The 13,939-nt window shown below is 48.1% G+C and carries 12 protein-coding genes; 9 read left to right on the top strand and 3 right to left on the bottom strand.

The window, feature by feature from the left end; all coding sequences use genetic code 11:
• Window positions 1-12: 12 nt before the first annotated feature.
• Genes ODZ53_RS22480 through ODZ53_RS22460 form a run of 5 tightly spaced genes read left to right on the top strand, consistent with a single transcriptional unit; the run spans window position 13 to window position 6,389 of the window.
• Complete coding sequence (locus ODZ53_RS22480; RefSeq protein WP_372680186.1) at window positions 13-3,213, top strand: M14 family metallopeptidase; 3,201 nt, start codon at window positions 13-15, stop codon at window positions 3,211-3,213.
• Complete coding sequence (gene pcp, locus ODZ53_RS22475) at window positions 3,185-3,832, top strand: pyroglutamyl-peptidase I (RefSeq protein WP_137029188.1); 648 nt, start codon at window positions 3,185-3,187, stop codon at window positions 3,830-3,832. Before ODZ53_RS22480 ends, pcp begins: the two co-directional genes overlap by 29 nt.
• A gap of 31 nt (window positions 3,833-3,863) precedes the next feature.
• Entirely contained in the window at window positions 3,864-4,610 is a 747-nt protein-coding gene (gene pxpB / locus ODZ53_RS22470; RefSeq protein ID WP_372680308.1) for a 5-oxoprolinase subunit PxpB, read from the top strand.
• Between the two features lie 2 nt (window positions 4,611-4,612).
• Complete coding sequence (locus ODZ53_RS22465) at window positions 4,613-5,620, top strand: 5-oxoprolinase subunit C family protein (RefSeq protein WP_372680184.1); 1,008 nt, start codon at window positions 4,613-4,615, stop codon at window positions 5,618-5,620.
• 4 nt (window positions 5,621-5,624) lie between these two features.
• Window positions 5,625-6,389 (top strand): LamB/YcsF family protein, encoded by a 765-nt coding sequence (locus tag ODZ53_RS22460; RefSeq protein WP_372680182.1) that lies wholly within the window; start codon window positions 5,625-5,627, stop codon window positions 6,387-6,389.
• A gap of 147 nt (window positions 6,390-6,536) precedes the next feature.
• Here the strand turns inward: ODZ53_RS22460 and ODZ53_RS22455 are convergent, their stop codons facing one another.
• Entirely contained in the window at window positions 6,537-6,788 is a 252-nt protein-coding gene (locus tag ODZ53_RS22455) for a GerAB/ArcD/ProY family transporter (RefSeq protein WP_372680180.1), read from the bottom strand.
• A gap of 249 nt (window positions 6,789-7,037) precedes the next feature.
• Between ODZ53_RS22455 and cdaS the strand changes: the two genes are divergently transcribed.
• A complete protein-coding gene (gene cdaS, locus ODZ53_RS22450) occupies window positions 7,038-7,652 on the top strand; it encodes a sporulation-specific diadenylate cyclase CdaS (RefSeq protein WP_372680178.1) in 615 nt (204 codons plus the stop codon).
• A 101-nt stretch (window positions 7,653-7,753) separates the two neighbouring features.
• On the opposite strand, the gene ODZ53_RS22445 is transcribed toward cdaS, so the two are convergent.
• Window positions 7,754-8,980 carry an aminopeptidase gene (locus ODZ53_RS22445; RefSeq protein ID WP_199926815.1) on the bottom strand — a complete coding sequence of 409 codons (1,227 nt, stop codon included), beginning with the start codon at window positions 8,978-8,980 and terminating at the stop codon, window positions 7,754-7,756.
• A gap of 247 nt (window positions 8,981-9,227) precedes the next feature.
• On the opposite strand from ODZ53_RS22445, the gene pepF reads away from it, so the two are divergent.
• Together pepF and ODZ53_RS22435 are read left to right on the top strand one after the other, a co-directional pair.
• On the top strand, window positions 9,228-11,027 hold the full coding sequence (gene pepF, locus ODZ53_RS22440) for an oligoendopeptidase F (protein WP_372680176.1): 1,800 nt from the start codon (window positions 9,228-9,230) through the stop codon (window positions 11,025-11,027).
• An 80-nt stretch (window positions 11,028-11,107) separates the two neighbouring features.
• Complete coding sequence (locus tag ODZ53_RS22435) at window positions 11,108-11,437, top strand: MGMT family protein (protein WP_087347579.1); 330 nt, start codon at window positions 11,108-11,110, stop codon at window positions 11,435-11,437.
• Here the strand turns inward: ODZ53_RS22435 and ODZ53_RS22430 are convergent.
• Window positions 11,434-11,793 (bottom strand): Lin0512 family protein, encoded by a 360-nt coding sequence (locus ODZ53_RS22430; RefSeq protein ID WP_087347516.1) that lies wholly within the window; start codon window positions 11,791-11,793, stop codon window positions 11,434-11,436. The two genes, ODZ53_RS22435 and ODZ53_RS22430, sit on opposite strands and share 4 nt — an antisense overlap.
• A 167-nt stretch (window positions 11,794-11,960) precedes the next feature.
• Between ODZ53_RS22430 and ODZ53_RS22425 the strand changes: the two genes are divergently transcribed.
• Complete coding sequence (locus tag ODZ53_RS22425; RefSeq protein ID WP_372680174.1) at window positions 11,961-13,925, top strand: ATP-dependent DNA helicase; 1,965 nt, start codon at window positions 11,961-11,963, stop codon at window positions 13,923-13,925.
• The last annotated feature ends 14 nt before the right edge of the window (window positions 13,926-13,939 follow it).

Genomic DNA, 13,939 nt, shown 5'->3' with positions numbered 1-13,939 from the left:
GGGGGCTAACCAATGAGAGGGCTAGGTGATATTTTTACAACGAAAGGGTTAGTTGCGGACCGAAACAATGACGGTGTAGCTGATTCGTTGTCTGTTTCCTTCTGTTTTCAAACGGGGATCGTCGTAGAAGGATTCATTGATTTTTGTGCCCGATTAGGCCTTGAAACAAGTGAGCTGGATCTGCCCTCCATTCGTATGGAAGATTCACCAATGGTTGCTAGCAACACGAAAAGCGATGAGTGGCTTTGCACAGTATGTATCGAGCCATCCTACGACGTGGATGATGCGTCATGCACTCTCGATCGAGGGAACAATCGAATTGCTTTCATTGGTGGAAGCGAAGAGAGTCTTAGCCGATTACTGCGCTGGATGGCGGCATACTGGACAGAGGCAGCACCTGCAACGGCTTCACTCGGTGACATTGAAAGGATTCGTTGTTCTTTACATGAAGTTCAACTGTATGTTTATGCGGATGCTTCACCTGTCTGTCAAATTGCGATACCTCAGAATGCACTGATGAGCTCTCATGAGGGAAGTCCTAGCGTAGAGAGACCAACTCCACTTGATAGTCTGACAGAGCTTTGGACAACGGCAGGGTTCTATCAAGCAGGGCGTACGGATGTAACGAGTCGGACAGATGTATTTTTTACAGGGCTTCAAACTGCAGAGGCGGTTATGTCTGCCGCCCGCTTTGCAGCTCGGATTGGTCTTGCCTCGACCGGGATACATTTCCCGCTCACAGGAGAAGCAAATCGGATTGCGGAGCTCACTTTTTCCTTACACATGAATAGTGAAGCACCTCTAGCAAGTGGAGTGGTCGAGGTAATCCCAGACCCTAAAGAAAAGACAACAAGGGTCATCCAGCTTTCAGGGGGAGGACAAGCGATTGTTGCGGCGCTTGATTATTTCGGGACGGCCACTCCGCACCGACTCGGGGGGACTTTTGGTGCATGGGAAGAATCAGACGAGCAAAAAGTGAAGGAATTCCCCTTATTTTTAGAGAAAACCTGGAAAGACCAGGGCGAACGAAATGAGATAGAACAGTTGTTTCATGAGCAGTTGATCGCGATTGTTAGGCAAAAGGAGACGGCTGGACGCTTAGCTTCTCCGCTCGCGGTCACCGCGTTTTTGTCAGAACCAAAAGAGATTCGACGTGCGTTGGAGCGATGCTGGAAGAACGCAATCACGGAGCTGCTTCCGGATAACGATAGTACGGTACATATTCACTCTGCTTTTAAACCAGGTTTGTGCTGGATAAAAGAAACGATTTTGCCGTCTCTTGCACGTACAGGGGAACGAGTAGAACGAATGTTGATCTCTTTCCAACGAGAAGAGAGAGAAGGTGGAATGGAGCTTTCTCATCGATGGCTTCAAGAATTATACCCGGTTGATCAGTTGTTGGAAAAAGAATTGGGCTTGTCCTTGTCGCAAGTATCATTCGTGATGGATGAGAACCTACCGACTACTTACCGAGTCGAGGCTTGGGGAGTCGGTCTTGCGCACTTAGGTACATGGAATTTGGATGTGCCTGTATCCACAGTGACGTATGCCGACGAGCAAAGTCGAGCTTATCCAACTACGTCAGGACTCTTCTTCTCCTATGGAACGACAAAAGAACAAATCTTGGTTCCGACGGATCGAGAGAGGTTTTGGAAATTCTATACACAGCAGTTTTTACCTGAGTTGACGGAAGGATTGTTATGTAAACAAAATGAACCGTATCAAGGAAACAGTCCGCTCTTTCATTCGATAGACGTAACCGTCACGATGAGTGAACAGGAAGAACGGCTAGACATAGACGAAGAAACAATTTCGTCATTAGAAGCGTTGCATGAAGATATTTATTTTTATACGCTGGACTACTATGCGTATTTGGGTGAAAGAAAAACGGGAGTGGCGTGGAATTCTCCTGGGGCGGTGCGACCATTTGTAAAGGTCAAACCAGCAAGCTCTCCAGTGGCAACCATTCGCGTAAAAGAATATACAGAAGAACAAGCTTTCTCTATTAAAACGACTCATTTATACTTCGAGGCAGAGCAATCTGCTCCTGTAAAAGCACGCATCCTGAGAACGAACGAAAAGAGTAGCAGCATCGAAGAACGGAAGCTTCCTTATTTACACCGAAACCATCATCCAGATATGGGCGATTGGGCAGAGCTGGCTACACATCCGTCTGTGCATATCTGGGAAGTAGAGGAATCGTTTGAAGGACGGCCGATTTTTGCAGTGGAAGTAACAGCACCCCAGACATCCACTTACGTATCAACTCACAAGCTATCTCTGTATAAACCAACCATTTTGCTCGAAACCGGACATCATCCAAACGAGGTTTCCAGTATGCCTGCTGCACGTGAGCTGGTGGCAGAGCTCATAACCGAAAAAAAGGATTGGCTTACTCGTTTCAATCTGGTCGTGATTCCATTTGCCAATCCGGATGGGGTCGCACTTCATCAAGAGCTCGTCAAAGATAATCCATTTTGGAAGCATCATGCTGCCCGTTATAATGCCGTGGGATTAGAGTATACCAATCACCGTTTTCAGCCGAGTGTTTTTGGCGAATCACGGGTAGTTCCCCAGCTGTTTTATCGCTGGTTGCCGGATGTAATCATTGATGATCACGGAATTCCTTCGCATGAATGGACACAACCATTCGCAGGGTACAATAGCCCGCCGAGATTCCCTGTATCTTATTGGATGCCGATCTCACTCTTTTACGGGATTGGCCGCGAGATGGAGCGATCTAACTATCCTCATCATGCTGTCGCGCTTGATACGATTCAAAAGGCAGCCGAGGAAGGGCTGAGACATCATCCACGTCTGTGGAACAAAAATAAACGCTTTATCGACCGCTACATTCGGTATGGACATAACTGGGAGCCAGCCATTTTTCCATTGCCTACTGATCAAGATTTCTTGTTTTATCGTTGGCCTACAAAGCCGAACAGAACCTCTCCTTCCTTACTCTCTCGTTTTCCTGAATGGGTGACGCTTGATTTAATAACGGAAGCGGCTGATGAGACGGTCGCGGGAGGAGCATTGCGAGATTGCATTGAAACGCATAAGATATTCAATCGTGCTGTCATGGAGTGTGTGGCATCCAGCCCACGGCGTGTTTCGCGACAGTATGGACAAGACCATATTCGACTCTCACGAATGAGACCGATGCGGATCGGAGGAGACAATGATGAAGACCATTTTAGTAACAGGGTTTGATCCTTTTGGTGGAGAAATGGTTAACCCTGCTTGGGAATCGGTAAAAGAACTGGGAAAAATCGAGTCTGATTTGTATAAAGTAGAGCTGCGCCAAATTCCTACCGTTTTTGAAAAATCTATCGAACAGCTGTACGCAGCGATAGAAGAAACGAAACCGGACATCGTGTTATGTATCGGTCAAGCAGGTGGACGAGGAGATATTGCGGTTGAGCGTGTAGCGATTAACGTTAATGACGCTCGAATCCCAGATAATGAAGGAAATCAGCCGATTGATACACCGATCAGGGAAAACGGTCCTACTGGCTACTGGTCTACATTGCCAATCAAAGCGATTGTCCATGAGTTAAAACAACAAGGAATTCCGGCTTCCATATCGCAGACGGCGGGTACCTATGTGTGCAACCATCTTTTTTATGGATTGATGCATTACCTTGCTGAGAAAAAAGCTTCCGTACGCGGAGGGTTCATCCATATCCCTTATTTGCCTGAACAGGCAGCAAGGCAAGCAGATCAGCCAAGTATGGCGTTGGAAACAATTGTAAAAGGCTTGCGGTTGGCAATAGAGACGACCATATCTCATGACCGGGATATTGTCATGGAAGGCGGACAAATTAGCTGAGCAGGAGGAGAAACCCTCCTCCCTTCCATTCATGTGGCAGTGCCGATATTCGAAAATGGAGGGAAAAACGTTGCCTAGATATGAATTCTCTCCTCTTGGGGACTCGGGTGTCATGGTCAAACTAGGAGAGGTTATCGATCAACATACCCATGAGAAGGTCATCCTATTCTCTGAATACCTACAGGAGCATCCTTTCCCCGGGATGATCGAATCTGTACCTGGCTTTACGACTGTTACAGTCTATTACGATCCGATTACTCTTTTCGATCCACTTGATGATATTTTGCCATACGATCGTGCCGTTGCTATTCTTGAGGAAATGTCACAGCAAATCTCCAGCACTCATTCTAAAGAGTACAGACTGGTAGAAATCCCGGTTTGTTATGGTGGGAGCTTTGGTCCAGATCTGGAGGTAGTCGCCAAACAAAATGGTCTGAGTATAGAGGAAGTGATTTCGATCCATTCGACAACAGAGTACCTGGTGTACATGATCGGATTTGCTCCCGGCTTTCCGTATCTCGGTGGAATGGATGAGCGACTGGCAACGCCGCGACGTTCCTCGCCACGACTATCTATTCCGATGGGGAGTGTAGGGATCGGAGGATTGCAAACAGGTATTTATTCGATAGAGAGCCCAGGTGGATGGCAAATTATCGGAAGAACACCACTGCGCTTATTTCAGGCAGGTGAAAGTTCTCCAAGTCTCTTGTGCGCTGGTGATAAAGTTCGCTTCCGTCCTATCTCCGAGCGGGAATACGATAACGGGGAGAAGGTGTAATAGTGAGTATAGAGGTGATTACGCCAGGACTTTGCACGACCGTTCAAGATACAGGTAGATTTGGCTTTCAGCAGGTTGGGGTTAGTGTCAGTGGGGGGATGGACAGGCAAGCTGTACAGATTGCGAACATGTTAGTTGGCAATCAACAAACAGATGCGGTTCTGGAGCTGACAATGAGAGGTCCTAGCTTATTGTTTCATAAGGACATGCTCATAGCCATTTGTGGTGGTGACTTCAAAGTCACGATCAATGATAGATCCGTCTTGCCCAATCGAGCAGTCTGGATCAGGAGTGGAAGCATCTTGAAGGTTGGCCTGGCCAAGGAAGGCTGTCGCGCCTATCTCGCAGTCGCAGGCGGATGGGATGTGCCAGTTGTGATGGGAAGTCGTAGTACGAATCTCCGTGGAGGCTTCGGAGGCTTTGCGGGTAGAATGCTTGCGGCAGGAGATAAGCTAATTCAAAGCCCTCCAGGTTCATTCAGCCAATTTCTCGCTAACCAATTGGAAAAAAAGGCAGGAGCAGCTCCCTTTTACCAAGCGAATTGGTTTATTCCTTCAAGTACGTTTGTAAAAAATGGAGAAACGGTTGTACGGGTGATACAAGGCGAGCAATTCGCAGATTTTTCGGAAAAGAGTCGACAAAGCTTTTTCGAACAAACCTATCAAGTGTCTCCTCAATCAGACAGGATGGGGTATCGTTTAACAGGACCGGCGCTTGAACTTACACAGTCAATGGAACTGATCTCGGCTGCGGTCACCATTGGTACGATACAGGTTCCGCCAAACGGTCAACCTATTATCCTGATGGCAGACAGACAAACCATTGGCGGTTATCCGAAGATAGGCTATGTGCCAACGATAGATTTGCCGATCGTCGCCCAGTTGCGGCCAGGCGAAAAGATCCACTTTCAAGAAATTTCTCTACGCGATGCTCAAAAGGCGCTTATCGAGAGGGATTCATGGATGAAGGCGATCAAGCTTAGTATAGAAGTAACCGCGGGATGGAGGTAAAAAGATGAAAACAGTAGATCTAAACTGTGATATGGGAGAGAGCTTTGGCGCTTATCAGTTGGGCAACGATCAAGAAATTTTGTCCTATATCACCTCTGCAAATGTGGCATGTGGTTTCCACGCTGGCGATCCTGCGACGATGAGAAAAACAGTGCAAATGGCTTTGAAGGCAGGTGTGGCAATTGGTGCCCATCCCGGATTCGCTGATTTGGTCGGCTTTGGTCGCCGCAACATGGAGATTTCCCCTGAAGAGGCATACGATCTAGTCGTGTACCAAATCGGTGCCCTGCAAGGGTTTGTACGGGCAGAAGGGGGCGTCATGCATCATGTGAAGCCACATGGGGCCTTGTACAATATGGCAGCGACAAGACCTGCTCTGGCTGAGTCTATCGCGTTGGCTATCTATAAAGTAAATCCGGAACTAGTGTTGTATGGCTTGGCCGGAAGCGAGTTAACGCGTGCAGGGGAAAAAATCGGTCTTATCACGGCGCACGAAGTCTTTGCTGACCGTACGTATCAACAGGATGGTACACTGACACCGCGCAGTCAGCCGAATGCGATCATTTCGGACCAACAGCAATCCCTCCAGCAAGTCATTCGTATGGTATGCGACGGACGTGTCCTGTCCCAGCAAGGCGTTGATATCCCGATTCAGGCCGATTCCATTTGTATTCACGGCGACGGTGCCCATGCGTTGGAGTTCGCACAGAGCATCCGTGAAGCTTTGTCAGGAGCTGGCATTACAATCGCAGCACGTTTTGCTCGATAGATCTCTATCGGGCTTTTTCTGTTTCCGCACTGGGAGTCTGGTATCGTGCGGTACCTCGCTTTTTTCCCCAGAGGAGGAAGAGCAAGAACAGCAGCGGGATATAGCCATAAATAAAAACAAAGCTTACTTTCCCATAAAAATCGAGTGTCATGAGCAAGGGAGCCGTACGAATGTGCTGAAAAGGACGCCAGCGTGCGCCCATTTTTGCGAGTGGGCTGCTTGCTTGATAAACGGGTAGTAGATGACCAGTAATTCAAAGCCCATATAATTGATAACCGCGTCTTTGGCAGAGGCAAATAAGGCGGTAAAGTTATGCGAAAACATCGGGAACAAGTTATTCGGGTGAGCGTATTCGAAAAGGAATAAAAACAAGAGAAGCATCAAAATCGCCGGAATCACTACACCGAAAAGTTTCCTCGTTCAGTAGGGGGAAATGCTTAAAATCATTGGAGTCTTGTGCGATGGAAAGAAACTCATTCCATTCCGTTATCATGTCGGTTTCGCTCCAGAAGCTGTTGATCATTTGTGTTTTACTATGTCCGGTTTGCAGTGGAATTGTCATCTAGGAAATAGAATGATTTCCTAGAGGGAGGGGAACAATCAAACAAAGAACGAAGCGTGAAGAGAAATGGAAATTGAGGGGTTCATATGCTGGAAGTTAACTGTGATACATCATCGCTGAAGGAGGAATTGCTGCAAGAGCTAAGGGGAATATCCGTTACGTTGGATGAGAGCATCCATGCTTTAAAAAATGAAAACGAATGTGTGCTCGGGACGTTTGATCAAATACGGACGAAGTTTAGCCGACTCGAAACAGTAGCAGCCTCCTTTTATTTACAATGCTATCTCTCACCCTATACAGGAAAATATCTGGATTTATCCAAGGCTGTTCAGCACTTGGCCAAAAGGCGCCAAGGAGCATTGATTGTCGTTGAGCGTGAGGACCCACTTGATCTGCTGCTGCAAGCAGGCATACCGATTGAGGCCACGATGAGCCATTCCTTGCTGGAATCGATCTTTTATCCTGGCAGCCCTTTGCATGATGGGGCCGTCCTGATTCGGGAAGATCATATCGTGTCCGCTGCCAATGTATTGCCATTATCTCAGGTTGTGGTAGGGGAAAAAAAGCTGGGAACCAGACATCGTGCTGCGTTGGGCTTGAGTGAAAAAAGCGATGCGTTGATCGTTGTTGTCTCCGAGGAAACGGGGAAAGCGTCCTTTGCCATGCAGGGACATTTGTATCCGATTATTTCCCCTTCATGAAAGCGCTTTGCAAAAAGTGGTTGTATGCGAGAAAAAAGAGGCTGGATTTGTCATGGTGATGACGAAATCCAGCCTCTCGCTATGTCAATCTCGTGTTAGATTTAAGCCCAATTTCCGTTCCGGAATAGCGGTTCACGCTTGCCGTCAGCTGTTTCTCCATCAATGTTCATCTCGGCAGAGCCGATCATGAAATCGACGTGAGTGAGGCTGATATTGATACCGCGACTAGCCAGTTCTTCATTGCTCATGTCAGCGCCACCTTCAATATTCACACTATAAGCGTTTCCGATCGCCAAGTGGTTGGACGCATTTTCATCAAAGAGCGTGTTATAGAAAATGATATTTGATTGCGAGATAGGGGACAGGTGAGGAACCAACGCCACTTCACCCAAATAATGTGAACCTTCATCTGTCTCAATTAATTGCTTCAGGGACTCTTCTCCCTTTTCAGCAGTTGCCGAGACAATTCTTCCTTTTTCAAAAGTCAGCGTAAAGTTCTCGATCAAATTCCCATGATAGCTCAAGGGCTTGGTGCTACGAACGGTTCCGTTGACGCCTTCTTTTAACGGCGCAGTGAATACTTCTTCTGTCGGCATATTGGCCATGAAGGAGACGCCGTCTTTATTTACGCCACCGCCACCAATCCAAATGTGGTTTTTAGGCAGTTCAATCGTCAAATTGGTACCGGGAGCTTCGTAATGGAGATAGCGGTATTGTTTGGCATTGAGTTGATCCACCTTGCTGTTCAATGTCGCATGATGGTCATGCCAAGCTTGGACAGGGTCATCCATATCTGCGCGAGTGGCGCGGAAGATGGCATCCCACAGGGCTTGCTCCTGTTCCTTTTGTGGCAAATGCGGGAAGACCATGGCTGCCCATGCAGGTGATGGAACAGCTAGCACGCACCAGCTCACTTTATCGGACATGGTATAGCTGCGGAACTTATGGAGAGCTTGACCAGCTGTTTTGTTAGCCGTAGAAATGCGGTCAAGACTTACTCCCTTCAGCAAATCGGGATTCGCCGCAGAAATGTAGAGAAACGCCGCGCCATTTTCCGCCATTTCCTCTAATCCCTGCACCTTCCATTGCGGGTATTCACGAAACGCTTCATCAGGAGCCAAATCATATTTCATCCGTGTGAGTTCATCGTCGGTCCAATCAATATGAACGTGCTTGGCACCCGCTTCATACGCTTTTTTGGCCACCTTTCTTACAAAGGGAGCAGTAGATAGCGGAGCAGATACGACTAACGTTTGCATAGGCTGTACGTTGACGCCGACTTTTACTGCGAGATCAGCGTAACGGTCAAACAAGATTTCAAAAGACATGGTTCATTTCCTCCTTTTAAGAACAAAAGGCTTACTTGCATTCTATCTATTTAACCTTACCCACCAAAATCACCTGCTTATCATTTGAAAGAATTTCCTAGGAAAGCGCAGAAAAAGACAGATTACGGCCTATTTCGAGCAAGTTATCCACTTGTTTATTTTGATTAATTGTAGGAAAATTCAAATGAAAAGGCAATTTTAGTACATAAAAAATATTTTATTGGCAGAATTAAAGGAGGCAGTCAGAGTGAAGACAAGACAGACACGTGATCAAGTCGCTGTCGAGTATACGTGGAACCTGAACGATCTGTTTGAGAGCCAGGAAGCGTGGGAGCAAGAGTTAGCAGAAATTATACAGGATCTGCCTGTCGTCACTGCATTCAAAGGTCAGCTGCATAAGAGTGGAGAGACGTTGTTGGCATGCTTGGAGGCAAATGAGGCGCTCAATGTTCGGGCGAGTGTCGCAGCGACGTATGCCAGACTGCGGTCGTCTGAAGACGGGACGAATCCACAAAACCAAGCGAACTCTGCACGGGTAGGGGATGTCGTATCCCAGCTAAACGCTGCGCTTTCTTTTATACCTTCCGAGATTTTGGCGTTGCCTGAAGGAAAAATCGAGAGCTTCTTGAAGGAAGAACCAGGACTCGAAACATTCCGCAAAAGCTTGAAAGATTTGCTGGAAACAAAGCCGTACCGACTGTCTGCTGAGACCGAGGAAGCGTTTGCGGCGATGGGCGAGGTTTTCGGTGCACCATACAACATTTACTTGCGCGGAAAGCTGTCCGACATGTCATTTGCACCCGTCCATGATGGCGAGGGAAATGAGCGTCCAGTATCCTTCGCGCTGTTTGAGACCGATTATGAGATGTCTTCCGATACGACGCTGCGCCGTGCTTCGTACGAATCCTTTTCGAAGACACTCGCTTCCTACCAAAACTCCTTCGCTGCGGTATACGCGTCAGAGGTGAAAAGACAAACCGTCATGTCTCGTCTGCGTGGCTATGAAACCGTAACGGACATGCTGCTTAAGCCACAGCAAGTTACACTGGATATGTATCACAACATCCTGGATATCATCGGGAATGAACTCGCTCCGCACATGCGACGCTATGCGAAGCTGAAAGCAAAAGAGCTCGGTCTTGCGAAGCTGGCCTTTTGTGATTTGAAGGCACCGCTTGACCCGGAATTCAGCCCGCCAGTTACGATTGAAGAAGCTGGGCAAAAGATACTGGCATCCTTGCAAGTGATGGGGCCTGAATATACCGCCATTATGGAAAAAGCACTGAATGAACGCTGGATTGACTACGTAGACAACGTGGGCAAATCGACAGGTGCGTTCTGCTCAACGACATACAGCAAGCACTCTTACATTCTCATTACGTGGTCGGGAAATATGCGCAGTGCTTTCACGCTGGCTCATGAGCTGGGGCATTGCGGACATTTTATGCTGGCGACAAGAGAGCAAAGCTTTACGAACTCTCGTCCATCGCTGTACTTTATCGAAGCGCCTTCCACACTCAACGAGCTCTTGCTCGCGCAGCACATCGTGGAGCAATCCGACGATCCTCGTCTGAAGCGCTGGGTCATTTTGCAATTGATGAATACGTATTACCACAACTTTGTTACGCATCTGCTAGAAGCGAGAATGCAACGAAAAGTATACGAAGCAGCGCAAAATGACGTACCATTGACTGCCAAACAGCTCTCCGAATGGAAAGGGCAAGTGCTCGCAGACTTCTGGGGGGATGCAGTTGATCTGGACGATGCAGCTAGTCTTACATGGATGCGCCAACCGCACTATTACATGGGGCTGTATCCGTACACGTATGCAGCTGGTTTGACCGCTTCTACCGCAATGGCAGCGAGCATCAAGCAAGAGGGACAGCCTGCCGTTGATCGTTGGATCGAGGTGCTCAAAGCCGGAGGGACGCTGACGCCGCTTGCGCTGATGAAAAAAGCTGGCGTGGATATGTCAGATCCGCAGCCAATCCGCGAGGCGGTTGCCTACGTCGGCAGTCTGGTTGACGAGCTGGAAAGACTGTTTTAACCTGAAATAAGAAGAAAAGGCTTGTGATCGCAAGGAATCACAAGCCTTTTGATTTGATCAAGCATGAAGGAGTCGTCATCATGACCGAATTTACGCAGCGCGCATTAAAAATCATTGCCGGGATTCCAGCGGGCCATGTCATGACGTACGGGCAAATTGCAGCGTTGGCCGGGAGTCCGAGAGCTGCCAGACAAATCGTTCGCATCCTGCATTCCATGTCCAAAAAGCACCAGCTTCCTTGGCATCGAGTCATCAACGCCCAAGGAAAGATCGGATTGCAAGATTTGGATTCGTTCACGCTGCAAAAAATGGCCTTGGAAAGCGAAGGGATAGTCGTGTCAGCAGCAGGAGAAATAGCGTTGGAGCGCTATCAGTTTCGCCCACAGGTAGTAGATGAGCCGGGATTCTAATAGCCGACCTCTACCGAAGCGATGACGATATAGGCAAGGTCGTTCTTGTCCTCTTTTTCAGCGATCACGACCCCGCTGCTTGTCAGCATGCCGCCATCGACGATTTCGAAGGAGACTTCCCCGTAAGGCAGTGCATGACGAACCGTTTCCAAGTCGAGCTTGTCCTTGTCAGCAGGAACGGCAAGTCTCACATGTACTTTCATGTTATGGATATCGTTTCCTGGCAGGACAGAACGCAATCCAGGCATCGAATTATGATGGATAGCATTTTGAACAGCGCGGACTGCGGCTTTGGTGACGTTTTGACCATGCATGTCGATGCCCATTCCAATTTCAATAAACATTACTTTTTCCATTGGCTTGTTCACTCCTGTTTTATTCTACTTTTCTACCATCCTTATCTTACCACGAAAAGGAATGGTTTTTTCTCTCATCTGTATTGTGTTTATCGTCAAGACATGTCATCATAACATGTTAGCATCTATGCTTGACGATTCTTTACATTATTGGAGGCAGGTCACAATTGGAACGTTATCCTTTTGACTACGATCCGTCCCAGCCGTTCATCTCTCAGGTGAGTGAATGGGTAGCGGACGTTTTTTATGAAGTATTGCCTGAGGCTGGATTCGAGGTGCGTGATGAGCAAATCTACATGGCCTTTCAGCTTGAACGGGCTTTTATAGAAAAGCAAACGATTTTTGCAGAGGCGGGAGTAGGCACGGGGAAAACATTGGCTTACTTGCTGTACGCGATCTGCTATGCACGATATACCAGAAAGCCCGCCATCATTGCCTGTGCGAATGAGTCGCTGATTGAGCAGCTCGTAAAACCGGAAGGCGATATTGCCAAACTGGCTCGCCATCTCAACCTGAAGATTGACGCGAGACTCGGAAAATCTCCGGACCAATATGTCTGTTTGCGCAAGCTGGATGAGGCGAGATTCCAGCCTGAGACAGGTGAAGCTTTCCAGCATATTTATCAAGAGCTGCCATCGTTTGTTCATACACATGAGGCCTTGCAGTCATTTTATCCGTACGGGGATCGCAGCACATATCCTGATCTGGATGACCAAGAATGGGCGCAGATGAACTGGGATACTTTTCAGGATTGCTTTGTGTGCGACAGACAGCACCGCTGTGGGCAGACCCTATCCAGAAATCATTATCGTCAGTCAGCCGATTTGATCATTTGCTCCCATGACTTTTATATGGAGCATGTGTGGACTTATGAGATCCGCAAGCGCGGAGGTCAGCTACCGTTGCTGCCGCCGCATAGCTCGGTCATTTTTGACGAGGGTCATCTGTTGGAGCCTGCTGCCCAAAAAGCATTGACGTACAAGCTGAATCACTCCATCTTTGAAGAAACGATTACGCGTGTCTTGAAGGGGGAGATCAGGGAAGAGCTCGCTATTGCCATTGAAGAAGCCATTGCCCAGAGCGAGGAGATGTTCTCCCGATTGAACGAAGAGAGCAAGGCTGTGATGGGCTCCAACCGCAAAGAAATCCATTTTCATCCGGAACTCCTTGCAACCATCCATCGTTTTACGAGTCTCGTCAGTTGGATTGAGGAAGAGCTGGCGCTAGAGGGTGGTCTGTATACGTTGGACGAGTTCCAGCTGCGAATTGTCGAGGAGCATCTGGAAATGATGCAGCTGGCACTGGGACTTTTCCAAGACCCGGATCACGTCATTTCCTGGATGAGTGAAGAGATTACTGGGCCGACCTTGGTCGTCATGCCAAAAAAGGTGCAGGAAGTACTGGAAGAGCGTGTATTCTCACAAAAGATGCCGATTGTCTTTTCGTCGGCGACTCTATCTGTTGATGGATCATTCAACTATGTGGCGGACAGCTTGGGCATTGAGCAATATCTGTCGTTCTCGGTGGCTTCTCCATACGAATACGACAAGCAAATGGAGGCTTACGTACCCACCCTATCTGCGACCGACTCTTTTGCGGAAAAAATGAGACAGGCTACCCAATTGCTGCAAAAATCAGCGGGTAGTGCGCTGTTGTTGTTTTCCTCCATGGAGGAATTACAGCAATTCAAGGCAGCTATCAAAAACGAGCCTACCTGTACGGATCTGCGATTCTTGTTCGAAGGAGATGCGGAAATCAGCCATCTGATCTCTCAGTTCCAAAATGACGAGAAAAGCAGCCTCTGTGCGGTCAGCCTGTGGGAAGGGCTAGATGTACCGGGGCCTTCGCTGTCCAATGTGATTATTTGGTCATTGCCATTCCCGCCGAATGATCCGGTGTTTACAGCAAAACGAAAAAGTGCAGCAAATCCTTTCGACGAGGTAGATATGCCTTACATGCTACTGAGACTGCGTCAAGGCATCGGGCGTTTGATCCGCACGAGAGAGGATAGCGGTCTGGTATCGATCTTGAGTCCGGAATTGAGCCAAAATGACAAGCTGAGACAGCACGTACAGGATGTATTTCCGAGTGGCGTAGAATGGAAAACGTCTTTGGACGGTGTGTTGGCGTAATGAAAAAGCAGGAA

Origin of the sequence: Brevibacillus sp. BD137 (assembly GCF_041644655.1) — a bacterium.
In the GTDB taxonomy this organism is placed as follows: domain Bacteria; phylum Bacillota; class Bacilli; order Brevibacillales; family Brevibacillaceae; genus Brevibacillus; species Brevibacillus brevis_D.
Note: the sequence above shows the minus strand (reverse complement) of the source record. Positions and strands in the feature narration are given on the sequence as shown.

Bases quoted from the DNA above. Each gene is read 5' to 3' on its own strand.
- ODZ53_RS22480 (WP_372680186.1), top strand. From the start codon at position 13: ATGAGAGGGCTAGGTGATATTTTTACAACGAAAGGGTTAGTTGCGGAC.
- pcp (WP_137029188.1), top strand. From the start codon at position 3,185: ATGAAGACCATTTTAGTAACAGGGTTTGATCCTTTTGGTGGAGAAATG.
- pxpB (WP_372680308.1), top strand. From the start codon at position 3,864: ATGTGGCAGTGCCGATATTCGAAAATGGAGGGAAAAACGTTGCCTAGA.
- ODZ53_RS22460 (WP_372680182.1), top strand. From the start codon at position 5,625: ATGAAAACAGTAGATCTAAACTGTGATATGGGAGAGAGCTTTGGCGCT.
- cdaS (WP_372680178.1), top strand. From the start codon at position 7,038: ATGCTGGAAGTTAACTGTGATACATCATCGCTGAAGGAGGAATTGCTG.
- ODZ53_RS22445 (WP_199926815.1), bottom strand. From the start codon at position 8,980: ATGTCTTTTGAAATCTTGTTTGACCGTTACGCTGATCTCGCAGTAAAA.
- ODZ53_RS22435 (WP_087347579.1), top strand. From the start codon at position 11,108: ATGACCGAATTTACGCAGCGCGCATTAAAAATCATTGCCGGGATTCCA.
- ODZ53_RS22430 (WP_087347516.1), bottom strand. From the start codon at position 11,793: ATGGAAAAAGTAATGTTTATTGAAATTGGAATGGGCATCGACATGCAT.